Origin of the sequence: Streptomyces sp. NPDC088350 (assembly GCF_044753545.1) — a bacterium.
In the GTDB taxonomy this organism is placed as follows: Bacteria; Actinomycetota; Actinomycetes; order Streptomycetales; family Streptomycetaceae; genus Streptomyces.
On sequence record NZ_JBIVNL010000005.1, the window covers coordinates 627,745 to 653,567 of the forward strand.

Genomic DNA, 25,823 nt, shown 5'->3' on the forward strand with positions numbered 1-25,823 from the left:
CTATTCCTCAAGGATGACCATGTATTCCCCGGACGCCACCGACTGGCGCATCCTTGAGGTCCTTCAGCGGGAGGGCAGGGCCAGTTTCGCCGAACTGGCCCGGGCCGTGTCGATGTCCGCGAGCGCGGTCACCGAGCGGGTGCGGCGGCTGGAGGAGGCGGGGGTGATCCAGGCGTACGCGGCGGTCGTGGACCCGGAGCGGCTGGGGCTGCCGATCCTCGCGTTCGTGCGGTTGCGTTATCCGAACGGCAACTACAAGCCCTTCCACGACCTGGTCGCGGTGACGCCGGAGATCCTGGAGGCGCATCACATCACGGGCGACGACTGCTTCATGATCAAGGTCGCGGCCCGTTCGATGCGCCACCTGGAGGAGGTGTCGGGGCGGATCGGCGCGCTCGGCTCGGTCACCACCAGCGTCGTCTACTCCTCGCCGCTCCCCCGCCGGCCGCTGGGTCACTGACCGCGCTGCCGCACCGCCGACCCCGCGCGCCCCTTCACGACCTCCAGCTGCGCGTGAATGCGCCGCCGCAGGTCGGCGACATGGCTGACGATGCCGACGCTGCGGTCGCGTTCGCGCAGGGAGTCGAGGACGTCGAGAACCTCGTCGAGGGTCTGCTCGTCGAGACTGCCGAAGCCCTCGTCGATGAAGAGCGTGTCGAGCCGGACCCCGCCGGCCTCGTCGGTGACCACGTCCGCGAGTCCGAGCGCGAGGGCGAGTGACGCGAAGAACGTCTCCCCGCCGGACAGTGTCGCCGTGTCCCGCTCCCGCCCGGTCCACGCGTCGACGACATGCAGCCCGAGTCCGCTGCGCCCCCGCCCGGCCCGGTCGTCGGAGTGGACGAGGGTGTAACGCCCGGACGACATGCGCCGCAGCCGTACGGTCGCGGCGGCGGCCACCTGTTCCAGCCGGGCCGCGAGGACGTACGACTCCAGGCGCATCCGGCGTTCGTTGTCGGCGGAGGTGCCCGCGGTGAGGGCGGCGAGGCGGGCCACCCGGTCGTACTCCTCGCGCAGCGGGGCGAGTTGACGTGCGCCGGCCGCCGATCGGGCGGAGAGCCGGTCGAGTTCCTGGCAGCGCCGGGCCGCCGCGTCGCGCGCGGAGGCCGCGTCCCGTGTCCGCTGTGCGGCTACGGTCGCGGCGCGCTCCGCCAGGTCCGGGTCGGCGGGGGCCTGTTGCGCGGCTGCCACCGTGTCGGCCTCGGCCAGGACCGCGCGTACGGCGGCCTCCTCCGACTGCCAGGCGTCCAGCCGCCGTTGGAGTTCCCGATGGGCGGTGTCGTCGAGGAGGGCGGCGGCAGCGGCCTGCGGGGTGTCGAACCCGGCGCGGAAGGCGGCGTCGGCGAGCCGGGCGTCGGCGTCCTTGAGCCGCTGGGCGGTGTCCTCGGCGGCGCGTGCGGTGTCGGCCGCGCCGGTGAGCAGCGCGGCCTGCCGTTCCAGCTGGGCGGCGCGCGCGGCCACGCTGTCGGCGGTGCCCCGCGCGTGCGCCAACTCCTGCTCCAGGGAGGCTCTTTCGCGGTCCTGGGTGTCGCGGAGGCTCGTACGGGAGGCGGTGCGCAGGGCGGCCTGTTGCTGGATCGCGATCCGGCGCTCGTGCTCCTGTTCGGCCCGGCGCAGCTCCTCGGTGGCGGGATGCAGCCAGGACGCGTCCTGCCGTGCCTGCTCGTACCGTCGCTCCAACTCGGCTACCTCGTCGGAGAGTTGACCGGTCGGCGTGTCACCCGCCTCGGCGGTGGCAGCGGCGAGTGCTTCCCGTACGACGCCCAGGCGACGCTCGGCCTCGGTGCGCTGTTCCTCGGCGCGCTGGTGGGCGGTGAGCGCCTGCTCCTCCGTCGCACGGTCGACGTGTCCGGCGGATTTGCGGGCGGGCGCGGGGTGTTCGATGGCTCCGCAGACGGCGCAGGGTTCGCCGTCGGTGAGGTGGGCGGCGAGTTCGGCGGCGATGCCGTTCAGCCGCTGTTCCTTGAGGTCGAGCCAGTGGGCGCGGGCCGTCAGGGCGTGTTCGGCGGAGGCGAGCACGTGCCGGTGGGCGTCCTCGGTGTCACCGGCGAACTCATCCCGCTGCCGGGCCGCCTTGAGCCGTCGCTCGGCGGGCTCGCGCTGCACACCGAGCTGTTCGGCCCGGGTGGCGGCCTCCTGGGCCGACTCGATCCGCGTCTGAAGTCCCGCCCGGGTGGCGTCCCACTGGGCGAGCCAGGCCTCGGCCTCCTGCCGTACGTCCTCGTCGTCGCGCTCCTGCCGGTCCAACTCGGCACGCTCCAGGCCGAGTTCGGCGAGGCGTTGCTCGGCGCGGCGGGCCGACTCCAGTCCGCCCAGTTCTTCGGCGGCGCGGCGTGCGGCGGCGGCGAGGCCGGCCGCTCCGGCACCCGCGAAGGTCTCCGGCAACAGGTCGCGTGCGCGTGTCTCGGCCCGAGCGGCTTCCCGGTGCTCGCGGTCGGCGGCCTCGCGCAGTTCCAGCGCCGGTGCCACCGCCTCCGCCTTCCGGGCCCGCTCCATCCGCGCGTGCGCCTGCCGGTAGCCGTCGGCCCGCTCCTCCATGAGCGTGGCTCGCTCCCGCGCCTGCGTGAACCGCTGTTGCAGGCGGGCCAGTTCGCGTACGTCGGCCAGTGCCCGGTCGGCGGCGGCCTGCGCGGACTCGGCGGCGGCGAGACCGCTGTGCGCGACGGTGAGTTGCTCGCGTGCGGTGCTGCGGGCGACGGCCGCCGCGCCCAACACCTCGTCGGCGAGGCCGGGTTGGCCCGGGGCGAGGTCCGGCAGCTCCATGGCGTCACCGGCGGCCTGCTGCATGCGGTGCGCGTCGGCCAGCAACTCGGCGTCGCCCTCGCGGACCTGTGCCTCGGTGGCCCGCCGCCGCTCCGCGAGCCGCTTCTCGACCTCGGCGAAGCGGTGGGTGTCGAAGAGCCGGCCGAGCAGCTTGCCGCGTGCCTCGGCGTCGGAGCGCAGGAAACGCGCGAACTCGCCCTGGGGCAGCAGCACGACCTGGCAGAACTGCTCCCGGCTCATCCCGAGGAGCTGGGTGATCTCCTCGCCGATCTCCTGGTGCGAGCGGCTGAGGTCCTTCCAGACGCCGGCCGTCGCGTCGTACTCGCGCAGCCAGCTCTGCGCCTTGTCCAGTGTGCTGCCGGTGCCGCGCTTCTTGGGGCGTTCCATGGGCGGCTGCCGGGTGAGTTCCAACCGCCGCCCGGAGACGGTCAGTTCGAGCCTGACCTCGGTGCGGGTGCCGGCCGCCGCGTGGTCGCTGCGCAGGTTCATGCCCTGGCCGGACTGGCGGACGCCGGGCACCGAGCCGTAGAGCGCGTAGCACACGGCGTCGAGGACGGAGGTCTTGCCGGCGCCGGTCGGCCCGTGCAGGAGGAAGAGCCCGGCGGAGGACAGTTCGTCGAAGTCGACTGTCTGGGAGCCGCCGAAGGGCCCGAAGGCGGTGAGGTCGAGCCGGTGCAGCCTCATCGCACACCCTGTCCCACTGAGGGCCGCACGTTCATGGCGCCGCCTCCCCGTTCTCCCGCGCACCGGGCGTTCACGGCGTGACCTCCCGTACGACGGCGTCCGCGCGCACCGCGTCGAACGCGGCCTGGAGCACGGCCTGTTCGTCCCCGTCGGGCCCCGCGCCGCGCACATGGGCCACGAAGTCGTCGGCGATCTCCCGGTCGTTGCGGCCCGCGAGGCGCCGGGCGTACGACACGTCGGGGTCGTCGGGAGCCCGCTCGGGGTCGAAGACGAGGCTCAGCGTGTGCGGGAAGCGTTCCGTGAGCCGGGCCATGGGGTCGGCCGGGCGCACCGGGTCGGTGAGTGTCGCCTCGACCCACGCCTCCTCGTGCCGCGCGAGGTCGGGGTCGTCGAGCAGTTCCTCCAACGGGCCCCGGATCCGGGCCAGTTCGCGCGGCACCGGGCAGTCGAGGCGTTCGGCGGTGACGGTCCCGTCGGCGTCCAGGTCGACGAGCCACATGCTCTTGCGGTGGTCGGCCTCGGAGAAGGAGTACGGGAGGGGCGAGCCCGAGTAGCGGACCCGCTCGGTGATGGTCTGGGAGCCGTGCAGATGTCCCAGCGCCACATAGGAGACGCCGTCGAAGACACCGGCCGGGACGGCGGCGACTCCGCCGACGGTGATGTCCCGCTCGCTGTCGCTGGCCTCGCCGCCGGTGACGAAGGCGTGCGCGAGGACGACGGAACGGGTGCCGGGCGCGCGGGCGGCGAGGTCGGCGCGGACGCGGTCCATGGCGGCGGCGAGCACTGCCTCGTGCCCGGCCTTCTCCACCCCGAACTCGGCCTTCACGAGGGCCGGTTCGAGATACGGCAGCCCGTAGAAGGCCACGTCACCGTGCGCATCCGGGATCACGACCGGCGTCCCGCAGGCCGACGGCTCGGTGCGCAGGTGGATGCCCGCGCGGTCGATCAGTCCCGCGCCGACTCCGAGGCGGCGGGCCGAGTCGTGGTTCCCGGAGATCATCACCGTGGGCACGCCCAGGTCCGCGAGCCGGTGCAGGGTGTCGTCGAACAGCTCGACGGCGGCCAGCGGCGGTACCGCCCGGTCGTACACGTCTCCCGACACGACCACCGCGTCCACCTCGCGCTCACGCACGGTGGTGACGAGATGGCCCACGAAGCCGGCCTGGGCGTCGAGCATGTTCACGCGGTGGAACGCCCGGCCCAGGTGCCAGTCGGAAGTGTGCAGAATTCTCAAGACGCCGCTCCGACCTGCATTTTTCCCCCTACTTCACCCCTGGACTCAGCACCGAACCAGCACGGTTCTCGCTCTCAGCACCGACCACGCTAACGCCTGTCAGCACCTGGTCCATCACGGACCTCGGTCTGCCACCGGCGTCTGGCGTCAGGTGGCCGTAGCTGTCTGCCGTGATCTGGATGGTCGCGTGGCCAAGCCATCGCGACATTTCGAGAACAGGGACACCGCCCGCGAACAGCGTCTCATCAGGTGTGTCCTGCGTTCCGCCGCCCCGCGACCGCACCCTGGACGGAGGGACCAACGGCTTCGCGATCTCCCACAGTCCGTCCGGAACGATCCGACTCCAGGTTCCTCGCCCCATGGTGAGGCCAACGTCCGCCTCACCACATAGGACACGGTCCAAGGCGTCGCTTCCGGAGATCCGTCGGGGGCCGCTCCGGGGCCGGGCGGGTCGGCGGGGCTGCAGCTGCGGCGCTCACCTCGCGCGGCCCCGGGCGCGATCGCTGTGCGGGACGTGTCCGTCAGCCCTGGGTGCCGTTCTGCGAGACCGGATACAGACCCAGGACGCCCTTCGGGACGGCACCCCCGCCTTCCACCCCGAAGAGGGCATCTCCCGGCTCGGCTCACTGCGCATGCACACCCCGGGCAGTGCCTACCAGCTGCACCAGGAGCACCGCACCGGCACCCTCGAAGTCGGCAAGCAGGCCGACCTCGTGTACACCGACCGCGACCTGCTCAAGGTCAAAGCGACCGAGATCAGCGACACCAAGGCCGAACTCACCATGATCGGTGGCGAGATCGTCCACGAGGCCGGTTCGGTCACCGCGGCGTCCAAGAAGACGCACGCCTCGACCGCCGCGGCGAAGACGCTGCGTGCCACCGGCGCCGTGTGCGGTCCGGGCCACTCGCACGCGGCCTGTGGCCACTGACCGCAGCTGTACACAGGTGAGAAGCCGGGCAGGAAGGGGGCTCCACCTCGGCCGGGGCGGAACGGCGGTGTTCCGGCACGCCACCCGCACCAGACGCTCGTCGTCCCGCCCGCCACCAGCAGTGCCCGGAATTCGGCAAGCCGTTCACCCACCGATCCGCAGGGCCCGGAGACGGCCCGCGCACCCCACCCCGAAGACCCGCCCCGAGCCGTGGGTCGGCCAAGAAGCCGGCTTGGCGAAATACGGGTGGGGGTATACGCTGCTGAATCTCATGGATACCCCCCTGGGTATCTGCCGTGAGGAGGACAGCGTATGTACTTCGTGGAGACACTGGCGACGGAAGGGCTGGGGAACCGGTCCTACCTGGCCGGCGGGCGGGAGACGGCGGTGGTCGTCGATCCGCCGCGCGACATCGACCGGGTCCTTGCCACCGCCGCCCGCCGCGGAGTGCGCATCACACACGTGGCCGAGACCCATGTGCACAACGACTACGTCAGCGGCGGCCTCGAACTGGCCCGGATCACCGGTGCCGCATACCTGGTTCCGGCCGGAGCCCAGGTCGCGTACGGGCGGGTGCCGGCCGCCGACGGGGACCGGGCCGAAATCGACGGTGGCCTGAGCCTGCGGGCGGTGGACACACCCGGCCACACCCCGCACCACACCTCCTACGTCCTGTACGACGGCGACACCCCGGTGGCCGCGTTCACCGGCGGGTCGCTGCTGATCGGCTCGGTGGGCCGCCCCGACCTGGTGGACCCGCGGCTGACCCGACGGCTCGCCCGTGCCCAGCACGCCTCCGCGCACCGTCTGGCCGAACTCCCCGACGGCGTAAAGGTGTTGCCCACGCACGGCTTCGGGAGCCTCTGCTCCGCGACACAGGCCGAGGGCGAGGCGAGCACCATCGGCCGGGAGAGGGTCCACAACACCGCGCTGACCAGCGACGTGGACGTCTTCGTCGCCGAACTGCTCGCAGCGCTCGACGACATACCCGCGTACTACGCCCACATGGGCCCGGCCAATGCGGCGGGGCCCGCGCCGGTCGACCTCACGGCCCCGCGGATCGCCGACGCCGCTGAGCTCACGACCCGGCTGGACGCCGGGGAGTGGGTGGTGGACCTGCGCAACCGGGTGGCGTTCGCCGAGGGGCATCTGTCCGGGTCACTGAACTTCGACGGCAGCGGGCAGCCGGCCACCCACCTCGCCTGGCTGCTCCCGTGGGGCAAGCCGGTCACGCTGCTGGCCGACACCGTCGAGGAGATCGCCGCCGCACAGCGTGAGCTGGCCCGTGTCGGCATCGACCGTCCGGCCGCGGCGGCCACCGGCCCCGCCGAGCAGTGGGCACCCGGCGGCGAGGAGCTGCGCTCGTTCCGGCGCGCGGACTTCGCCGCCCTGGCCGATGCCGTGGCTGCCGCCCACGAGGGCGGCGCGGCCCCGGTGGTGGTGGACGTCCGCCGCCGTAGCGAGCGCGCCACCGCCGGGTGGGTGACCGGCTCGATACACCTCCCCCTGCACGAACTCCCCCGGCGGATCGGCGAGTTGCCGCCCGGCACGGTGTGGGTGCACTGCGCCGGGGGTCTGCGCGCCGCCATCGCCGCGTCGTTCCTGGACACCGCGGACCGCGAGGTCACCGCCATCGACGACGGGTTCGCCACGGCCCGCGACCTCGGCCTGGTCACGCCGCCGGTCCGATGACGCGACAGACCGATCCCGTTGCGGAGTACCCGTGACCGCCACGCTGCTCGCACTGGTGGCCGGGGGGCTGGTCGGGCTGGCGTTGGGCGGACTGGGCGGCGGGGGCAGCATGCTGGCAGTGCCCGCGCTGGTCTATCTGCTGGGGTTCAGCCCACGGCAGGCCGCCAGTGCCGCGCTGGTCATCGTGGCCCTCACCTCGGCCGGTGGACTGCTTGCCCATCTCCGTACCGGCACCTGTCGCTGTCGGGCGGGGGCGCTGTTCGCCGCCGCCGGACTGCCGTTCGCCGCCGCCCCGGGTCTGTTCTCCGCTCAGCTGCCCGGCGCTCTGCTGACCGCGGGGTTCGCCGTCGTGGCCGCGCTCGCCGCCTGGCGCATGCTCCGGACCGACGGAACCGTACGCACCGCCCGGGCCGGCCGCGGGCGCATCGCCGCCACCGGTGCCGGCCTGGGGACGCTCACCGGGCTGCTCGGCGTGGGCGGCGGTTTCCTGGCCGTACCCGCCCTGGTCTCCGCGCTCGCCTTCCCCATGGCCGAGGCCGCCGGCACCAGCCTGCTGGTGATCATCACCAACACACTCGCGGCCCTGCTCGGCCGTACCGGGTCCCTGGCCGGCCTGGACTGGGCGCTGATCGGTCCGTTCACCGGTGCCGCCGTCCTCGGCGCGTGGGACGGCAAACGGCTCGCGGAGAGGTTCTCCGGCGCCGCGCTGCAACGCGCCTTCGCGCTGATACTGCTCGCGGTCGCCGCCCTGATGCTTCTGGACGCCGTCCTGTGAACTCGCCCTGCCCGCTGTTCCCCTGTTCCCCGACCCCAGCAACGGAGTGATGCGTGATGTTCGGATTCAAGCGCGGCCCCGGCCGCCTGACTCCCGCCCAGGCCCATGAGCGGACGAGCACGGGCGATGCCGTCCTGCTCGACGTGCGGGAGAAGCCGGAGTGGCAGGCCGGGCACGCTCCGAGCGCCGTTCATCTGCCGTTGGGCAGTCTGCTGGCCGGGGCCTCTCTGCCGAAGGCGGCGCAGGGCAGGCCGGTCGTGGCGATCTGCCGCGGTGGTCACCGTTCGCGCCAGGCCGCCACGTCCCTGGCCGCGCGCGGCGTGGACGTCGTCGACGTCAGCGGCGGAATGAACGCCTGGCAGCAGGCCGGGCTGCCGGTCGTGGACGGACGCGGCAGGCCCGGCGCCGTCGCCTGAATCCACCCACCCGATCCGCACGCCCACCTGAATCGGCACACACCGGTGGCGATATCGCCGCAGGGCATCACCTCGCCTGGCCGGATACATACCCCCAGGGGTATCAGTAAGGGAGTCTCCATGACCAGTACCGACAGCATCGCCGCATCACCGGCGGCGACCGAACCCACCGCACCCGGCGGCTCCCCGCCCGGCCCTCTCGGCCGTCTGGGCCTGTGGTCCGCCGCCCATCTGCGCCTGGTCACGGTGATCTGGCTGGTCCTGGTCGCGGGGCTCGGCGCACTCGCCCCCTCGGCGACCTCCACGCTCGCCGGGGCGGGCTGGCAGGCCGACGGCTCCGACTCCGTCGCCGTGCGCGAACTCGCCCAGAAACACTTCGGCGGCGACTCCTCCGCCGCCCTCCAGGTCGTCGTCAAGGCCGACCGGCCGGTCACCGACCCCGCCGTGCAGCAGGTCATCGGCCGGGCGACAGCCCTGCTCAAGGCCGACCCCGACATCTCCGAAGTCGTCGCCCCGCAGCCCGGGTCCACCATCAGCCGCGACGGCAGGACAGCGGTCATCCTGGGCGGCTCGGGCGCCGACACCAACGAGATGGTCAAGGCCGCCGAGGGGCTGAAGGGCCCGCTGACCGCCCTGTCCACCGCCACGATCCAGGTCAGCGCCACCGGTTCCTCCATGATGTGGAGCGACTTCAACACAGCCAGCCACGACGCGATGATCAAGTCCGAGCTGCTGTCCTGGCCGGTCACCCTCGGCATCCTCGTGCTGGCCTTCGGCACGCTGGTCGCCGCCGGGCTGCCGCTTCTGCTCACCGTGGCGGGGCTCGCCGCCTCCGCAGGAACCCTGGTGCTGATCGACCGCTTCACACCGGTGTCGATCTGGGCGATGAACTTCGCGATGATGTTCGCGCTCGCGCTGGGCATCGACTACGCCCTGTTCCTGGTCGTCCGTTTCCGGGCCGCCCTCGCCCGCCACGGCGACGCCCGTCGCGCGGTCGGCGAGACGATGGACACCGCGGGCAAGGCCGTCCTGCTCTCCGGAATCACCGTGGTGGCCAGCCTCGGCGTCGTCCTCATCGTGCCCTCGCCCGCGTTCCGGACCATGGCGCTGGGCATCATGCTCGCCGTGGCCTTCGTGCTCGCCGCCACCCTCACCCTGCTGCCGGCCGTCCTCGGCAGACTCGGTACGAGGGTCAACTCGGGTGCCCTGCCCTGGCGGCGCGGGAAGTCCGAACCCACCGGCGGCTCGCCGCGCTTCGGCTCCTGGGGCGAACGGCTGTGGGCCCACCCCCTGCGCTACGGCGTTCCCGCCCTGGTCGTGCTGGTGGCACTGGCCGTGCCCGTCATCGGGCTGAAGGTCGCCATGCCGTCCATCGACGTCGTACCGGCCGACTCCTCCTCGCACACCGGCTACACCGCCGTACAGAAGGCGTTCGGCGACGGCGCCCCGGGCACCCTGCAGATCATCGCGCCCGCCTCGGAGGCGCGGGCCACGACCGCGGCGCTCAAGAGCGACTCCGGGATCGCCGCCGTGCTGCCCGCCCAGAGCGCCGCCGACGGCTCGGAGCTCGTCCTGATCCGGGCCGTCCCCACGGTGGACCCCTCGGACGCCGCCCTGTCCGCCACCGTCGACCGACTCCGCGACGACCTGCCGGACAAGGCGCTGGTCGGCGGTGCCGCCGTCGAGAACCTCGATCTGCAGAGCGCTCTGGACGAAAACACCCCGATCGTCATCGGCACGATCCTCGCCCTGGGCTTCCTGCTGCTGCTCCTCGCTCTCCAGGCGCCGTTGGTCGCGCTCCTCGGCACGGTCACCAACCTGCTCGCCACGGGAGCCGCCTTCGGTGCCGCCCGCCTGATCTTCCAGGAGGGGCACGGCGCGAGCCTGCTCGGCTTCACTCCGCAGGGCTTCATGGACGGCTGGGGACCGGTGTTCTTCTTCGCCATGATCTTCGCCATCGCCATGGACTACACCGTCTTCCTGCTCTCCTCCGCCAAGGAGCAGTACGAGAGGACCGGCGACCCGCGCCGGGCGATGGTGGGCGCACTGGCCCACTCCGGGCGGGTCGTCTTCGCCGCGGCGGCCGTCATGGTCGCCGTCTTCTTCACCTTCGCCCTGTCGGGACCGCTGCCGCCGAAGGAGATGGGCGTCATCCTCGGCCTGGCCGTACTCCTGGACGCCGCCCTTGTACGGCTGGTGCTGCTGCCCGTACTGCTCCGGCTGACCGGGCGGGCTGCCTGGTGGAGCCCCGGGTGGCTGCGCAAGGTGCTGCCCGACATCAGGTTCTCGCACAACTGACCCGCGCCCCGCGCCCGGTGGCCCCGCGCTCCTCCGGGACGCCCGGGGTCACCGATACCCCACGGGGTACCATGGACCGAGCATCCACCAGGAGGACCCGCCCATGGCCATGACCGTCGACGAGGAAGCAAGCACCGCGATCCTCAACCGCCTGCGCCGCGCCCAGGGGCAGCTCGCCGGCGTCATCGCCATGATCGAGGCCGGCCGCGACTGCAAGGACGTCGTCACTCAACTCGCCGCGGTCTCGCGGGCCCTGGACCGGGCCGGCTTCAAGATCGTCGCCAGCGGTATGCGCCAGTGCATGGCGACCGCCGACGAGGACACACCGCCCATGACGGAAGCAGAGCTGGAGAAGCTCTTCCTCGCCCTCGCCTGACACTCCGCCGACGAGCCGAGGCCGCCCTGCACCGGCGCCCGAGCTTCTGCCGCGCGGACCGCGACCCGCGTACCGCACGCCTCGCACCACGCCGGGACCTGGGGCACCCCGCGGATCGTCGGACCGCCCCTCTCAGGCCGCGTGCCCCACGGGCTTCCACCCCTTCTCCGTCGTGACCAGCACCCGCTGCCCGGCGAGGCCACGGTCACCCGCGATCTCGACGAGGGCGCGCGCGACGTTCGCGAACGGGAGGGTCGGCAGGCCGGGGACCTTGGCGACCTGGTCGAGGCGCCTGACCGTGGCGGCGGGTGCGGCAGGGGCCTCCTTGAGGTTGACCGGGTGGACGATCGTCCAGTTCAGGCCACTGGCGGACAGGCTCCGCTCCGAGAGTTCCTTGTCCTTGAAGATCGCGGCGACGACCGTCTTGTAGACCAGCCGCCCCAGGAACGACGCCTTCGCCGCGGCGGTGACGACCGGCAGGGTGCGCTGCATCAGATCGACGGGCTTCTTCGCGCGAAGAGCGACCCCGATGGCCGAGATCACGGCATCGCTGCCGACGAAGGCCTTCGCCAGCGCGGCCCGGTCGTCGAGGGAACCCCGCACGACGGTCAGCCCGGACTGCGGCTGCACCGCGTCAGGGTTGCGGACGTAGGCCACGACCTCGTACCCCTGGGACAGCGCCTCCTTCGCGACGTGTGAGCCGATGTTGCCGGTGGCACCCAGCACGACGATCTTCATGGTTCCGTCGAAGCACTTTCCCCAAATGCTTCGAATTCGAAGTAAATGGACGCGGGTCCGAGAAGACCCCGAAGGAAGGAGACCCATGCCGGTACTCCCCGGGTGCCGGGAGACAGTGATGTCACGCGGGCCGTCCCCGGCGACAGGAAACCCTCAACTCCCCTGTCGCACACACGTGCTGCGCTAACCTCGCGTCACACGCAGCACGCGAGAGACACAGGGTTCCCATGCCAGTCGAGTACCGCGGTCGGTCCGAAACGATGGCCTATGCGGCGGCGGGGATGGAGCCGCCGCCGGTCGTCCCGTTGCGGAAGAGCGACCCCAGGGAGGCGGGCCCGTACCGGTTGGTGTCGGTGCTCGGCAGTGGCGGGATGGGCCGGGTCTATCTCGGCCGGGACGCCACCGGCGCCACGGGCCCGGCCGCCGTGAAGGTGATCCGGCCCGAGTACGCGGAGGACCCGCAGTTCCGCAGGCGCTTCGAGCGCGAGGTGGGCGCCCTGGACCGGATCCAAGGGGCGCACATCGTACGGCTGTTGGGCAGCGGCTGCGAGGAGGACCTGGTCTGGGTCGCCACCGAGTACATACCCGGGCCCACGCTCGACGAGCTGGTCGACGCGCGGGGGCCGGTCGGCGCGGAGGCGGCCTGGCGGTTGCTGGCCGACGTGGGACGGGCGATCGAGGCGATCTGGCGTGCGGGGATCGTGCACCGCGACCTCAAGCCGTCCAATGTGATCCTGGGTGCCGACGGCGCCCGCGTCATCGACTTCGGTGTCGTCCAGGCCGGCGACGAGACGTCGATCACCGCGACGGGCCAGAACGTGGGCACCCCCGCCTACATGTCCCCGGAGCAGGTCCGCGGCCACGAGGTCACCGCGGCCTCCGACGTGTTCTCACTGGCCTCCACGCTCACCTACGCCGTCGCCGGGGAGGCGCCGTTCGGCGAGGGCACGGGGGTCGACGTGCTGCACCGGGTGGCGTTCGACCCGCCCCGGGAGGAGGTCCTCGACAAGGTCGCGGGCGTCGACGCCGAACTGGCCGCGTTCATCCGGATCTGCCTGGACAAGGACCCCGAGCTGCGGCCGTCGCCCGAAGCCGTGTTCAGGACGGCGATCGGACACCAGTTGTCCACGCCGGTCGGCGGTCCGACCCGCGTCACCACCGAGCGCAGACCCTCCCGCGTCGAGCGGCCCGCACCCGGTCCCGCCGCGGCACCTCCGGAACCGCCCACCGCGCCCGGCGAGCAAGGCAGCGCGCCCGGGAATCGCCGGAAGCTGATCATGGGTGCGATCGCCGCGGCGGCCGTCCTGGTCGCCGGCACCGTCACCGCGACGCTGCTGCTCCACCGCGGCACCGCGACGTCGGGCGGCGGGCCGGAGTCGTCCTCGTCGGCGGGCGTCGTACCGGAGAACTCGCCCTCGGCACCGGGCAATTCGCCGAGCGGTGCCGCGACCCTGCCGGGGACGGGGAACTCGGCCTCGCAGAGTCCGACGAAGGCGCCGGCCACCAACGATCCCGCGACCCTCGACATCCGGATCGCCTCCTGCGTCGCCGAACTCGCGTCGCACTCCCACGGCGACTGCGTGAAGGCGCTCCAACTCCTCCTCGCGGGCTACGGGTTGCACGTCACGGTCGACGGCGACTTCGGAGAGGCGACGGCCGACGCGCTGAAGGCCTTCCAGACCGAGGCCGGGACCCCCGCGAGCGGGTCGGTCGACGCGCGGACCGCGCAGCTGCTGTACGGCACGGAGCGCGGGCCGGTCCGGGCCGGTTCGGTGACCGTCACCCAGAGCGTCGACACCGTCGATGTCGCCCGATGCCTGGACACGCGCGCCGGAGTCGTCCAGGTGTGGGGGTGCAACGGCACGGCCGCCCAGAAGTGGGCGCTGTATCACGTGCCCGGCGACAACTCCCAGTACCTGGTGGTCAATCAGGGCACCCACTCCTGCCTGGACGCCGACGCCGGCACGGTCGGCCGGAACGGGCAGAAGGTGCGGGCCAGGAGCTGCGACGGGCTGAGCGCCCAGAAGTGGCGGCTGGGCGGCGGCGGGACCCTGGTCAGTGTCCCGGACGGTCTCTGTCTGGACGCGGAGGCCTCCGGCTCCGGGCAGGACGGTCAGACGGTGCAGGGGTTCGGCTGTGCGGGCAACTCCAACCAGGCCTGGACCTGGCGCTCCTGACGGGACGTCAGGATGCAGGGCGGGTCAGGCGTCTCCGTACGCCTCGCCGCCCAGTTCCAGCCCCGCCGTCCCCGCCGTGGCATCCGCGAGCCAGCTCCGGAAGGCGTCCACCTCGGCGTCCGGCAGGCCGATCTCGATGGTGACCGCCTCGCCGTAGCGGACGTCCCGTACCTCGCGGCCGGTGGCGCGCAGGTCGTTCTGCACCTTGCCGGCCCGCTGGTGGTCGACGGTGACCGTGGCCAGCCGGAAGCGGCGGCGGGTGAGTGTGCCGAGGGTGTCGAGGGCTTCGCCGACCGAGCCGCCGTACGCCCTGATGAGGCCGCCCGCGCCGAGCTTGACGCCGCCGTAGTAGCGGGTGACGACGGCGACGACGTACCGCATGTCGCGGCGCAGCAGCATCTGGAGCATGGGGACGCCCGCGGTGCCGCCGGGTTCGCCGTCGTCGCTCGCCTTCTGGATCGCGGCGTCGGCGCCGATGACGTAGGCGAAGCAGTTGTGGGTGGCGTCGGTGTGATCCTTGCGAACGCGGGCGACGAAGTCCTGGGCCTCCTGTTCGGTGGCCGCCGGGGCGAGGGCGCACAGGAAGCGGGAGCGGTTGACCTCGGTCTCGTGCACGCCCGGGCGGGCCACTGTGCGGTACTCGTCCTGCATCCGGCCAGCCTATGCGCAGTGTCGACGGTCGCCCCCGGTCCGGGTGCGGGTGACGATGTGGTGGATACTCGCTCGTCGTTGTCCGGGCACCGGGCACGACCGTTCGATCGCAGGGGGTTGTCACCATGACCGGCACACAGGTGGACCGTACGGAGACCACGGGGTCCGCCGCGGACCGCTGCCGGGCCTGGCTCCTGGACGGGCTGAGCGAGCAGAGCGCCCGCCACCCGGGCCCGCACGCCACCCCGGACCCGGAGCACGAGGGCCACCGCTGGTGGCGGGTCATGTGTCTGACCGGCGTCGACTACTTCTCCACGCTGGGCTACCAGCCGGGCATCGCCGCCCTCGCGGCCGGACTGCTCTCCCCGCTGGCGACGGTCGTGCTGATCGGGCTGACGCTGCTCGGGGCGCTGCCGGTCTACCGGCGGGTGGCGCACGAGTCTCCGCACGGCGAGGGGTCGATCGCCATGCTGGAGCGGCTGCTGCCGTGGTGGTCGGGGAAGATCTTCGTGCTGGTGCTGCTGGGCTTCGCGGCGACGGACTTCATGATCACGGTCACCCTGTCGGCGGCGGACGCGGCGGCGCACGTCGTGGAGAACCCGTTCGCGCCGGGCTGGATGCACGGCGGGAACACCTGGATCACACTGGTGCTCGTCGGGGCGCTGGGCGCGGTCTTCCTCAAGGGGTTCCGGGAGGCCATCGGGATCGCCGTGGTGCTGGTGGGCGCGTATCTCGCGCTCAATGTGGTGGTGCTCGCGGTGTCCGCGTGGGAGGTGCTGAGCCATCCCGTGAAGATCGGAGACTGGACGGACGCGATGACGGCCGCGCACTCCTCGCCGCTCGCGATGGTCGGCGTCGCGCTGCTCGTGTTCCCGAAACTCGCGCTCGGCATGTCCGGCTTCGAGACGGGCGTGGCGGTGATGCCGCAGGTCAAGGGCGATGCGACGGACACCTGGGCGAAGCCGGCGGGCCGTATCCGCGAGACCCGCAGGCTGCTCACCACGGCCGCCGTGATCATGTCCGGATTCCTGCTGCTGTCCAGCCTGGCGACGACCATCCTCATCCCGCAGAGCGCCTTCAAAACGGGCGGTCCTGCGAACGGCCGCGCGCTCGCCTATCTCGCGCACGAGCACCTGGGCCAGGCCTTCGGGACGCTCTACGACGTCTCGACGATCGCGATCCTGTGGTTCGCGGGCGCGTCCGCGCTCGCCGGACTGCTGAACCTCGTACCGCGCTATCTGCCGCGCTACGGCATGGCCCCGGAGTGGACGCGAGCGGTGCGTCCGCTGGTGCTGGTGTTCATGGTGACGGCCGTGCTGATCACCCTGTGGTTCCACGCGAGCGTCGACGCGCAGAGCGGGGCGTACGCGACCGGTGTGCTGGTGCTGATGCTGTCGGCCGCGTTCGCCTCCACGGTCACCGTGCACAAGCGGGGGCATCTGAAGGCCACGGTCGGATTCGGCGTGATCACCGCCGTGTTCGCGTACACGCTGGTCGCGAATGTCGTCGAACGGCCCGACGGCATCAAGATCGCGGGCATCTTCATCGTGCTGATCCTGGTGACGTCGTTCGGTTCGCGCGTCCACCGGGCCTTCGAACTGCGCGCCGCCGAGGTCACGTTCGACGACGTGGCGGCCCGGTTCGTCGACGAGGCGGCGCGCAGCGGCCCGCTGCTGCTGATCGCGAACGAGCCGCAGGAACACAGCAGGCGGGAGTACCGCGCCAAGGAGTACAGCCAGCGCGAGCACACCCACATCCCTGACCGTGGGGCGGTGCTCTTCCTGGAGGTGATCGTCCGTGACTCCTCGGACTTCACGGCGGACATCGCCGTGCACGGTGACAAGAAGTACGGGGTACGAAGGCTGAGGGTCGAGGGCCCCACGGTGCCCAACTCGATCGCCGCGGTCCTGCTGGCCCTGCGGGACCGCACCGGCGAGGTCCCGCACGCCTATTTCGACTGGACCGAGGGCAACCCGGTCGGCCTCCTGATCCGTTTCCTGGTCTTCGGCGACGGCGAGGTCGCGCCCGTCACCCGCGAGGTACTGCGCCGCGCCGAACCGGACCGGCACCGGCGGCCCCGCATCCACGTCGGCTGACCGCCGTGAAGCTTCTGATCGTCGGCGGCAGCGGCTTCCTGGGCACGGAACTCGTACGCCGGGCTGCGGCGGCGGGCCGGGCCACGGCGGCGACGTACTGCTCCTCCCGCCCCGGTACCGCGCCCGGCGTCCCATGGCACCGGCTCGACGTCCGGACCCCCTCCCAACTGGACGATCTGCTCACCGAGTTGACCCCCGACGCGATCATCAACGCGACCAGCGGACCAGGCGACTGGGCGGTCACCGCCGATGGCTCGTTCCACGTGGCACTGGCAGCGGCACGCCACGGCTGCCGCCTGGTCCATGTCTCCAGCGACGCGGTGTTCTCCGGTTCCCGCGTCCACTACGACGAGTCCCGCCTGCCCGACCCGGTCACCCCGTACGGCGCGGCGAAGGCCGCCGCCGAGACCGCCGTACGGCTCCTGACACCGTCCGCAGCCGTAGCCCGCACCTCGCTGATCATCGGCAACGGCGGCTCGGCGCACGAGCGCATGGTCCACGAGCTGGCCGCCGGGACCCGTGACGGCGTCCTGTTCACCGATGTCGTCCGGTGTCCGGTACACGTTGAGGACCTGGCCGCCGCCCTGCTGGAACTCGCCCTGTCCGACCGGTCCGGCGTGTTCCACATTGCCGGACCCGACGCCCTCAGCCGTCACGAACTCGGTGTGCTCATCGCCCGGCGCGACGGACTCGACGCGGCCCGCCTGCCCGCCGGACGCGGCGAAGGCACCACCGCCCTCGACGTCCGTCTCGACAGCGGCGCGACGCGGGCGGGCCTGCGCACACGGCTGCGCGGAGCCCGCGAGTTCCTTCAAGTCCCCTGACCGCAGGGCTACTTCTTCTTCCCCCTCGGCACGGTCAGGCCCGTCAGCAGGGCCGTGCCCGGGGCGAGGTCCTGCCAGGTGCTGCCGTGCCAGGCCAGGACCGCGATCGCCGAGGTCGGGAACTTCACGCGGACCTCGTCCAGCGCGTCGTCGAGGCTGTCACCGGCGAGTTCCAGGACCAGGTCCTCCAGGCCGGGGTTGTGCCCGATCAGGAGCAACGTCTCGACCTCCGGCGGCACTTGGTGGACGGCGTCGAGGAGTTCCGGTACGTCGGCCGCGTACAGCCGCGGCTCGTACCGTACGGGCGGTGGGGTGCCCCACTCGGCGGAGGCCAACTCCCAGGTCTGGCGGGCCCGTTCGGCCGTGGAGCAGAGGGCGAGGTCGGGCAGGCAGTCGGCCTCGACGAGCGCGGCACCGGCGGCCGGGGCGTCCCGGCGGCCCCGCGGGGCGAGGGGGCGCCGGTGGTCGGGAACGCCCTCCGGCCAGGCCGACTTGGCGTGCCGCAGCACGACCAGACGGCGCAGCGGACGGGCCCCGGCACGGGCGGCGCTCATGCCAACGACCCGATGTCACGGGTGAGTTCGAGACCGAGGAGCCGGTCGGCGTAGGCGTACGTCTCGAAGCGGGCGCCGTCCGGCAGGTCGGGCCAGGTCTCCACCCGGCGCAGCACCTCCAGCACCTCGGGCACGTTCAGGTCGTCCTCCCAGGCGGTCCGCAACAGCACCCGGACCTCGTCGGGCACCGGCCGCGAGGGCCGCCGCGCCCAGTCGGCGACCGACCCGCGCCAGTGCGCCAGCGTCCGCCGCGCCTCCTCAAGCCCGGCCTCGTCGAGCCGTACCGGCAGCTTCCGGGGCGCCGAGAGCAGGGCGAGCCGGAGCGCCCCCGGGTCGGAGAGGTCCGGGGCAGCGGTCGTGGCCGACCCGACGGGCGCCACGGCGACCAGGACTCCCCCGGTTCTCGCACCGCCCTCGGCGGCCACGTGGAGGACCTGTGCCTCGCCGAGTCCGGAGCCGATGTCACCGCCGTCCTCGAAGGGGCGGATGCCCAACGCCCCGGCGGCGGCGCGGAGTTCGGCCTGTTCCAGGTCGCCGGTGAGCAGTGCCCAGACGGGGGTGCCGCCGAGTTCCAGGGCGCGCACGAGGAGGTCGGAGACGAGGAGCACGCGTAGTGCCGTGGCGTCGAGGCCGGACGCGTGCGCCTCGACCCTGGTCAGGCCACGGCGGGCGGGGGCGGCTTCGACGGGCTCGCCGGTTCGGGAGTCGATGATGCGCAGCACGGCCCGAGCGTAGGCGGGCGGCGGGCCGTACGCATGCATGTTCGCTCTGTTCCGGCCGGGGTGGCGGTATTCACCCCGGTCTGTCCGGTACCTGGACCCGGACCTGTCGGTTCACCGGGCGGCGACCAGGTCCCGCAGCGTCTTCGCTACGGCGGCCGGTGCCTCCTCCGCCATGAAGTGGCCGCAGGTGACGGTGTCGTGGCGCAGGTCCGGTGCCCAGGCGCGCCACCGGGCCGCCGCGTCGAAGCCGAGGGCGGCGCCCCAGTCCTGCTGGAGGACGGCGACCGGCATCCGCAGCACGTTGTCCGCGTCCCGGTCCGTCCGGTCGTGGACGATGTCGAGGCCGGCGGAGGCGCGGTAGTCGGCCACGATCGAGGGGATCGCGGCGCGGCAGGCGTCGAGGTAGGCGGTGCGGAGGCCGGCGGGGATCGCCTGCGGGTCGTTGGTCCAGATGTCGAGGAAGTGGCCGAAGAAGGTGTCGGGGGCGGCGGCGATCAACTGCTCGGGCAGGCCAGGGGGTTGGGCCATCAGGTAGAGGTGGAAGCCGACGGCGGCGGTGACGCCGTGCAGCACGTCCCACATGTCCAGCGTGGGGAGTACGTCGAGGCAGGCGAGATGGGTGATCGTGCCGGGGTGGTCGAGTCCGGCGCGGAAGGCGACCAGGGCACCCCGGTCGTGCCCGGCGAGGGCGAAGCGGTCGTGGCCCAGGGCGTGGGCGAGGGCGACGACGTCCGCGGCCATGGTGCGCTTGGCGTAGGCGGAGCCGTCGGTCTCGGCGGGTTTGTCGCTCGCGCCGTAGCCGCGCAGGTCGGGGCAGATCACCGTGTGGTCGGCCGCGAGGTCGGCGGCGACATGGCGCCACATGAGGTGGGTCTGCGGGAAGCCGTGCAGCAGCACGATCGGGGTGCCGGAGCCGGACACGGCGGCGTTCAGGGACACGCCGTCCGCGACGGGGACGCGGTGGTAGGTGAAGCCGGGGATGGTCGGGGGCATGGGGCGCTCTTCCTTCGTACGGTTGTGGCAGTCGTAAGGGATGCCACCGAGCCTGCCGCGCGCCAATGAGCATCCGGTGAGCGCGCTACCGTGACCTGGGGCGATGCCCCGGAAAGGGTGGTCCGCGATGGACGTCGCGTTCGGGGTGCTGGGGCCGGTGGCGGCCTGGGACGGTGCCGGGGACGCGATCGCCCTGAAGGGGCCCCGGCACCGGGCCGTGCTGGCCCGGCTGCTCGTCGCCCGGCGTCGGGTCGTCCCGGTCGGGCGGCTGGCCGAGGATCTGTGGGCGGGCCGGGACGAGCCGCCCGGCGACGCGGTGGGCGCGGTGCGCACCTTCGTGGCCGCGCTGCGCCGGGCACTGGAACCGGAGCGCCCGCCGCGCACTCCGGCCCGGCTGCTGGTGACCGAGGGTCCGGGGTACGCGTTGCGCGCAGAGCCGGAGGCGGTGGACGCGTGGCGGTTCGAGCGGGCGGTGACCGCCGCCGGGACCCTGCCGGACCCGCACGCGCTCGCCCGGCTGGAGGAGGCGCTGGGCTGGTGGCGGGGTCCTGCCTACGCCGACTTCGGCGAGGAGATCTGGGCCCGCGCGGAACGCTCCCGCCTCGGCGAGCTGCGGCTGCACGCCGTCGAGCGCCGGGCCGCGGCCCAACTCGCCCTGGGGCGGGCCGCGGAGGCGGTGCCCGACCTGGACGCGCAGGTGACCGAGCACCCGTGGCGCGAGGACGCCTGGCGGCTGCTGGCGCTGGCCCTGTACCGCACCGGCCGCCAGGGCGACGCGCTCGCGGTGCTGCGCCGGGCGCGCAGCCTCCTCGTAGAGCAGCTGGGGGCGGATCCGGGACCCGCCCTGCGCCGCCTGGAGGCGGACATCCTGGACCACGCCCCGCACCTGGACCCCGGTCCCGGTGGTCCGGCGGAGCGGGTGTGGGCGGAGGCGACCGCCGCCTACGACCGGACCGTGGCGTCCGGTGCCCGTGCGCGGCTGGAGTCGACGGTGGGTCTGCTGCGCGATCTCGCGGTGACCGGAGGGGGCGGCCTGGAGGCGGCCCGGCGGCATCGCCTCGCGGCCATCACGGCGGCGGAGGAACTGGGCGACACGGAACTCACCGCCCGCGTGATCGGCGCCTACGACGTGCCGGCGGTCTGGACCCGCGTCGACAACCCGCGGCAGGCGGCGGACACGGTGGCCGCCGCCGAACACACCCTGGCCGCACTGCCACCGGACGCCCATCTCGCCACGCGGGCCCGCCTGTTGGCCACCATCGCCCTGGAGTCACGCGGCACCCGTTCGGCGCGCGGACCCCGGGCCGCCCGCCAGGCCGAGGACATCGCCCGCCGGTTGAACGACCCCGCGCTCCTGGCCTTCGCCCTCAACAGCCTGTTCATGCAGACCTTCCACCGCGCGGGCCTGGCACCCCAACGGGACGCGATCGGCGCCGAGTTGATCGCCCTGTCCGCCCGCCACGGCCTGGTCACCCACGAGGTCCTCGGTCATCTCGTCCGGCTCCAGTCCCGCAGCGCCCTCGCGGACTTCACCGGAGCGGACACGCACGCGACAGCGGCGGATCGCCTGGCGGAACGTCATGAACTGCCGCTGGTGGGCGTGTTCACCCAGTGGTACCGGGCGCTACGGCTCTCCGAAACCGGTCGTGCGCAGGTGGCCGCGACGGAGGCGGCCTACCGGGACGCGGCGCGACGGCTGGACGGAGCCGGCATGCCCGGCCTCGAACGCGGGCTGCTGCCACTGGCGTTGCTGTGCCTGCGCCTGCGGCACGGGCAACCCGCCCGGACCGACGAGGACATCGACTGGGGACCGTACGAGCCGTGGGCCCGGCCTCTGGTGCTGCTGGCCCGCGACCGCCCCGACGACGCACGGGCCGCGCTGCGTTCGCTTCCGGAGCCGCCGCGCGATCTGCTGTTCGAGGCCCTGTGGTGCCTGGCCGCCCGTGCCGCGCTCGCCGTGGACGACCGGGAGACGATGGAGCGGGCGCACACCGAACTGTCCCCCGCCGCAGCCGAGTTGGCCGGGGCGGGCAGCGGCCTGCTCACCCTGGGCCCGGTCGCGCGCTACCTCGACGAACTCGCCGTCGCGCTACGAGGCCGTGGGTGAGCCGGAGTTCGTGTCAGTCACTCACCCGCACCACGGCCGTCGCCCCGGCCCGTACCGTCGGCGTCGCGTAGGTGTACGTCACGCCGTTGACGGTCTTGGTGCGTACGCGCTGCGGGACGCCGTCGACCTCGATCTTCTTGTGGACACCGGGGAAGCGAGCCTCCCAACTGTAGGCGTCCTCGCGGGAGTTGTTCGTCAGGGTGGTCCTGGTCGCTCCGTCGTGGCGGACGGTGACGGTGCCCGTGCCGAGGGGGACGTCGGCCGCCTGGAGCCACTTCATGCCGGACGGGAGCTGTGACTGGGTGGTCACCTTGTGGTCGGGCGCGTCCGGGGTGATGCCCATCAGGCCCTGGACGGTCTGGCTCACCAGGGTGAACGACACCTCCGGGTAGTCGCCGTCGGGGCCCTGGCGGGAGTTGACGTGCTGGGTCTCGCGCTCGCCGTAGATCTTCCGCATCCACTGCCAGGCGGTGTCGGCGCGGTCGTTCTTGAAGGACATGTCGGGCAGGTAGGTCGTGGACTCGATGTTGGGTGATCCGTCCGGCCCCAGCTCCTGTGCCTGGATGTAGTCGAGGTAGGCGTCGTCACGCGGGCCGGGGTCGATGATCTGCTTCATCGGCATGAAGACGCTGTTCTCCTTGCCCCAGCCGGTGACCGGGGTGCCGGACAGGGTGTACGCGCGGACCATGTCGGCGCCGCTGCCGGTGCCGCTCCAGGTGTCGTTGAAGTACGTCTTCAGATCGGCGGCACGCTTGTCGTACGTCCCGGCGAGCGCGATGTCGCCCTTGCCGCGCGCGAGGATCGCCATCGCGAGATACGCCTGGTACTCGGCGGCGATGCCGTCCCCTGCCTCGGCGAGGCCGTCGCCGTCCTGTTCGTTGTAGCTGGCGGCGCCCTGGAAGATGCCCTGGCCCGTGCCCTCGGCGACCTTGACCCTGCCGTTGTCCTTGGCGGAGTTGTGCAGGTCGATGAACTGCTCGGTGGCGTGCCGGTAGAAGTCCCACAGCACCGGGTCGTCGACGTATCCGCGGTCGCCGGTCCACAGGTAGGCCTGGGCCGCCTTCTCGACGAGTTCGAAGGTGGCCGGCACCTCGCGCACGAAGTTGTCGGGGCTCTTGTAGTCGATGCTCAGGTAGGTCTTGGCGTCGAAGTTGAGGGACCACACCGGGAAGTACTTGTGCTCGGCGGTGGCCGAGGCCGCGTACGAGCGGAGCATCGTCGCGTTCTCGGCGTCGAGGCCGATGAGATGGGCGCCGGCGAGCTGGTGGGTCACGTCACGGGAGTAGTAGGCGCTGCGGTTGGCGTATCCGGCCCAGTAGGTGGGCTCGTACGACGCGGTGCCGGTGCCGCCGGTACGGTGCTCGTCGACGTTGACCGGGCCTACGGTGCCGGGGAGTTGGACCCAGCTGTTGGCCTTCTTCTGGGCCCACGCGAACATCTCGACGACCTCGGGGTCGGACGAGGTGACCTTGGGGTGGGCGGGCGCGGCGGGCGAGATCATCAGGTCGTCGGCGTTGACCCAGGCACTGCCCGAGCCGAAGGCGATCTGGAGCCGGTCGCCGGTCCTCAACCGGACGCCGCTGATGGTGTATCGGGCATAGCCGGGGTGTTGCGGCAGGGTGATGGTCTCGACGGTCTCGCCGTTGCGCCGGACCGTGTACGTGCCGCCGGTACCGGCGCTCCCGATCCACGCGGAGAAGTCGTAACTGCCGTTGCGGGGCGCGGTGATGGTCGCTTCGGCGCTCTTGCCCGCTCCCGCGTCGAGGTAGAGGAAACGCTCGCCGCCATGTCTGTTGCCGGTGCCGACACCGGCGCCCGAGGTGAAGGTCCAGCCCGTGCCGCCGTTCTCGAAGCCCGGGTCGGGGAGGGCGAGTTGGGGTCGCGGGGCGGCGGAGGCGTTGGCCGACAGCGCGGGAGCAAGCGGCACGAGCAGGGCGACAGCGGTGAGCAGCATGAGCCGCGAGGGCTTCATCGGGTCTCCCGGTCTTCGGTGACTGCGGGGTGGGGGGCCGAGCGGTGGCCGGAAAGCTAGCAGGGGCGGAAGCGGCGATTCAATGGCCATGCGCGAGAAACATGGAAGGCACGCAGTTCTGCTGCTATGTTGCGTGGACTGATGAGCTGAAAGTTTTCGCTCACTTCTTGCAAGTCGGGCCGGGAGGGAACCGCATGAAGGTCGGCATCACCGAGGTCGCGGACCGGGCACGGGTGAGCGAGGCCACGGTCAGCCGGGTCATCAACCGGCGCCAGGGCGTGTCCCGCAGGACCCGCGAGGCCGTCGAGCAGGCCATGGCCGACCTGGGGTACGAGCGGCAGACACGGGGTCAACTCGTCGCGGTCGTCACCGAGTTGGTCTCCAACCCGTTCTTCGCCGATGTCGCCGAACGGATCGAGTCCGTGCTCGCCCCGCACGGCCTGAAGACGGTCCTGTGCCCGTGCTTCCCGGGCGGGGTACAGGAGTTGGACTTCGTGACCTCGCTCGCCGACCGGGGCGTCGCGGCCGTCGTGTTCCTCACGGCCAGCAACACGATCGAGGGCGCGGACCCGGCGGCGTACGAACTGCTGCGCTCCCGCAGGATCCCGTTCGTCGGGGTCAACGGCCGCTTCGAGGGGGTGAGCGAGGCGCCGGTGTTCTCCACCGACGACCTGCTCGCCGCCGAACTCGCCGTCGACCACCTCCACCGGCTCGGCCACCGCCGTATCGGCATGGCGTCGGGCCCGGTCGGCAACCGCCCCGCCGACCGCCGCGTCACCGGCTTCGTCGCCTCGCTGGCCAAACGGGGTGTCGAGGACTCGGAGCGGTGGGTGGTCCGGCAGTCGTACACCGTGGAGGGCGGCCAGTCCGCCGCGATCTCGCTCCTCGCCCGGGGCGCCACGGCGATCGTCGCCGCCAGCGACTACATGGCGCTGGGCGCGATCCGGGGCGCGCGGCGCCAGGGGTACGACGTGCCGGGTGACGTGTCGGTCGTCGGCTACGACGGCTCCATGATCATGGACTTCGTCGATCCCCCGCTCACCACGGTCCGCCAGCCGGCCGACCGCCTGGCCTCGGAGGTGGGCCGCAGCGTCCTCGCCCTGGTCGGCAACCGCGACGTCCCCGTCGGCGAACTCCTCTTCGACCCCGAGCTGGTGATCCGCGCGAGCACGGCGGCACCGAGGGCGTAAGCGCCCCCGGCACCCCGGTTCGTCCGGACCATTGACCTGGAGGTCGAATCCATGGACACGCCGGTCACGGTGGTCGACGCGGAATCCCCGGGGGCCGTCTGCTGTTGTCCTGTGAGCGACAGCAGCAGGCGACGAACCCATCCCAGGAGGCCGATCGTGTACGGCGACTCAGCAACGGTCCGCAAGATCCTCACCGAGTCCGGTGACACCTGGGCGGTCGTGGGCCTGTCCTCGAACCGGTCCCGCGCGGCGTACGGCGTCGCGGAGGTGCTCCAGCGCTTCGGCAAGCGGGTCGTCCCCGTACATCCCAAGGCGGAGACGGTCCACGGCGAGCAGGGATACGCGTCCCTCGCGGACATCCCCTTCGAGGTCGACGTCGTCGACGTGTTCGTCAACAGCGACCTCGCCGGCCCGGTCGCCGACGAGGCGGTCACCAAGGGCGCGAAGGCGGTCTGGTTCCAGCTCGGCGTGATCGACGAGGCCGCGTACGAGCGGACCCGGGCGGCGGGTCTGGAGATGGTGATGGACCGGTGCCCGGCGATCGAGATTCCCCGCCTGGGATGATCTTCTCCTTCACCAAGCGGCCACACACCTCCTGACATACTGCGAGGCGTGACCACCCCACCCTCCCCCCA

General features: G+C 72.4%; 21 protein-coding genes and 1 pseudogene. 13 read left to right on the forward strand and 9 right to left on the reverse strand.

The genetic code is table 11. The annotated features are described in order from the left end of the window. Window positions 1-13 precede the first annotated feature (13 nt). Window positions 14-460, forward strand: coding sequence for an Lrp/AsnC family transcriptional regulator (locus ACIQBL_RS20710; RefSeq protein WP_401943828.1), 447 nt, complete (start codon window positions 14-16; stop codon window positions 458-460). Here ACIQBL_RS20710 and ACIQBL_RS20715 read toward each other — a convergent pair. The 3 genes and pseudogenes from ACIQBL_RS20715 to ACIQBL_RS20725 form a co-directional block, all read right to left on the reverse strand. Next, entirely contained in the window at window positions 454-3,444 is a 2,991-nt protein-coding gene (locus tag ACIQBL_RS20715; RefSeq protein ID WP_401943830.1) for an AAA family ATPase, read from the reverse strand. The genes ACIQBL_RS20710 and ACIQBL_RS20715 overlap by 7 nt on opposite strands. Before the next feature lie 70 nt (window positions 3,445-3,514). Further along, window positions 3,515-4,678, reverse strand: coding sequence for an exonuclease SbcCD subunit D (locus tag ACIQBL_RS20720; RefSeq protein ID WP_401943831.1), 1,164 nt, complete (start codon window positions 4,676-4,678; stop codon window positions 3,515-3,517). Between the two features lie 211 nt (window positions 4,679-4,889). Then, window positions 4,890-5,039: pseudogene (locus ACIQBL_RS20725) on the reverse strand (IS5/IS1182 family transposase); the annotation flags it as partial. On the opposite strand from ACIQBL_RS20725, the gene ACIQBL_RS20730 reads away from it, so the two are divergent. The 6 genes from ACIQBL_RS20730 (at window position 5,038) to ACIQBL_RS20755 (ending at window position 11,164) form a co-directional block, all read left to right on the forward strand. Continuing rightward, window positions 5,038-5,607 carry an amidohydrolase family protein gene (locus ACIQBL_RS20730; RefSeq protein ID WP_401943833.1) on the forward strand — a complete coding sequence of 190 codons (570 nt, stop codon included), beginning with the start codon at window positions 5,038-5,040 and terminating at the stop codon, window positions 5,605-5,607. The pseudogene ACIQBL_RS20725 and the gene ACIQBL_RS20730 sit on opposite strands and share 2 nt — an antisense overlap. A 312-nt stretch (window positions 5,608-5,919) precedes the next feature. After that, window positions 5,920-7,299, forward strand: a complete 1,380-nt coding sequence (locus ACIQBL_RS20735) for a rhodanese-like domain-containing protein (protein ID WP_401943835.1) — start codon at window positions 5,920-5,922, stop codon at window positions 7,297-7,299. 31 nt (window positions 7,300-7,330) lie between these two features. Further along, window positions 7,331-8,074, forward strand: a complete 744-nt coding sequence (locus tag ACIQBL_RS20740; protein ID WP_401943836.1) for a sulfite exporter TauE/SafE family protein — start codon at window positions 7,331-7,333, stop codon at window positions 8,072-8,074. 56 nt (window positions 8,075-8,130) lie between these two features. Continuing rightward, window positions 8,131-8,490, forward strand: coding sequence for a rhodanese-like domain-containing protein (locus ACIQBL_RS20745; protein ID WP_401943838.1), 360 nt, complete (start codon window positions 8,131-8,133; stop codon window positions 8,488-8,490). Window positions 8,491-8,610: 120 nt separating this feature from the next. Beyond that, window positions 8,611-10,788: an MMPL family transporter gene (locus tag ACIQBL_RS20750; protein ID WP_401943840.1), complete on the forward strand. Its 2,178-nt coding sequence runs from the start codon at window positions 8,611-8,613 to the stop codon at window positions 10,786-10,788. A 109-nt stretch (window positions 10,789-10,897) separates the two neighbouring features. Further along, the gene (locus tag ACIQBL_RS20755) at window positions 10,898-11,164 is read left to right on the forward strand and encodes a metal-sensitive transcriptional regulator (protein WP_037741452.1); all 267 of its coding nucleotides are present in this window, start codon (window positions 10,898-10,900) and stop codon (window positions 11,162-11,164) included. A gap of 132 nt (window positions 11,165-11,296) precedes the next feature. On the opposite strand, the gene ACIQBL_RS20760 is transcribed toward ACIQBL_RS20755, so the two are convergent. Next, window positions 11,297-11,902 (reverse strand): NAD(P)-dependent oxidoreductase, encoded by a 606-nt coding sequence (locus ACIQBL_RS20760; protein ID WP_401943842.1) that lies wholly within the window; start codon window positions 11,900-11,902, stop codon window positions 11,297-11,299. A gap of 227 nt (window positions 11,903-12,129) precedes the next feature. On the opposite strand from ACIQBL_RS20760, the gene ACIQBL_RS20765 reads away from it, so the two are divergent. Further along, a complete protein-coding gene (locus ACIQBL_RS20765) occupies window positions 12,130-14,079 on the forward strand; it encodes a protein kinase (RefSeq protein ID WP_401943844.1) in 1,950 nt (649 codons plus the stop codon). A 24-nt stretch (window positions 14,080-14,103) separates the two neighbouring features. Here ACIQBL_RS20765 and ACIQBL_RS20770 read toward each other — a convergent pair whose 3' ends face one another. Further along, window positions 14,104-14,730 carry a YigZ family protein gene (locus tag ACIQBL_RS20770; RefSeq protein WP_401943846.1) on the reverse strand — a complete coding sequence of 209 codons (627 nt, stop codon included), beginning with the start codon at window positions 14,728-14,730 and terminating at the stop codon, window positions 14,104-14,106. A 125-nt stretch (window positions 14,731-14,855) separates the two neighbouring features. On the opposite strand from ACIQBL_RS20770, the gene ACIQBL_RS20775 reads away from it, so the two are divergent. Both ACIQBL_RS20775 and ACIQBL_RS20780 read left to right on the forward strand, forming a co-directional pair. Next, window positions 14,856-16,826, forward strand: coding sequence for an amino acid transporter (locus ACIQBL_RS20775; protein WP_401943848.1), 1,971 nt, complete (start codon window positions 14,856-14,858; stop codon window positions 16,824-16,826). Between the two features lie 5 nt (window positions 16,827-16,831). Continuing rightward, window positions 16,832-17,650, forward strand: coding sequence for an SDR family oxidoreductase (locus tag ACIQBL_RS20780; RefSeq protein WP_401943849.1), 819 nt, complete (start codon window positions 16,832-16,834; stop codon window positions 17,648-17,650). An 8-nt stretch (window positions 17,651-17,658) separates the two neighbouring features. Here ACIQBL_RS20780 and ACIQBL_RS20785 read toward each other — a convergent pair whose 3' ends face one another. The 3 genes from ACIQBL_RS20785 to ACIQBL_RS20795 all read right to left on the reverse strand — a co-directional run bounded on the left by ACIQBL_RS20785 (window position 17,659) and on the right by ACIQBL_RS20795 (window position 19,919). Beyond that, window positions 17,659-18,204: a SixA phosphatase family protein gene (locus ACIQBL_RS20785; protein ID WP_401943851.1), complete on the reverse strand. Its 546-nt coding sequence runs from the start codon at window positions 18,202-18,204 to the stop codon at window positions 17,659-17,661. Next, window positions 18,201-18,965, reverse strand: a complete 765-nt coding sequence (locus tag ACIQBL_RS20790; RefSeq protein ID WP_401943852.1) for a hypothetical protein — start codon at window positions 18,963-18,965, stop codon at window positions 18,201-18,203. Before ACIQBL_RS20790 ends, ACIQBL_RS20785 begins: the two co-directional genes overlap by 4 nt. Window positions 18,966-19,037: 72 nt before the next feature. Beyond that, window positions 19,038-19,919, reverse strand: coding sequence for an alpha/beta fold hydrolase (locus ACIQBL_RS20795; RefSeq protein WP_401943854.1), 882 nt, complete (start codon window positions 19,917-19,919; stop codon window positions 19,038-19,040). 127 nt (window positions 19,920-20,046) lie between these two features. Between ACIQBL_RS20795 and ACIQBL_RS20800 the strand changes: the two genes are divergently transcribed. Next, window positions 20,047-22,026 carry a BTAD domain-containing putative transcriptional regulator gene (locus tag ACIQBL_RS20800; protein WP_401943856.1) on the forward strand — a complete coding sequence of 660 codons (1,980 nt, stop codon included), beginning with the start codon at window positions 20,047-20,049 and terminating at the stop codon, window positions 22,024-22,026. Between the two features lie 13 nt (window positions 22,027-22,039). Here ACIQBL_RS20800 and ACIQBL_RS20805 read toward each other — a convergent pair whose 3' ends face one another. Further along, window positions 22,040-23,998, reverse strand: a complete 1,959-nt coding sequence (locus tag ACIQBL_RS20805) for a hypothetical protein (RefSeq protein WP_401943858.1) — start codon at window positions 23,996-23,998, stop codon at window positions 22,040-22,042. A gap of 194 nt (window positions 23,999-24,192) precedes the next feature. On the opposite strand from ACIQBL_RS20805, the gene ACIQBL_RS20810 reads away from it, so the two are divergent. After that, window positions 24,193-25,188, forward strand: a complete 996-nt coding sequence (locus ACIQBL_RS20810) for a LacI family DNA-binding transcriptional regulator (RefSeq protein ID WP_401943859.1) — start codon at window positions 24,193-24,195, stop codon at window positions 25,186-25,188. A 156-nt stretch (window positions 25,189-25,344) separates the two neighbouring features. Continuing rightward, on the forward strand, window positions 25,345-25,752 hold the full coding sequence (locus tag ACIQBL_RS20815; protein WP_401943861.1) for a CoA-binding protein: 408 nt from the start codon (window positions 25,345-25,347) through the stop codon (window positions 25,750-25,752). The last annotated feature ends 71 nt before the right edge of the window (window positions 25,753-25,823 follow it).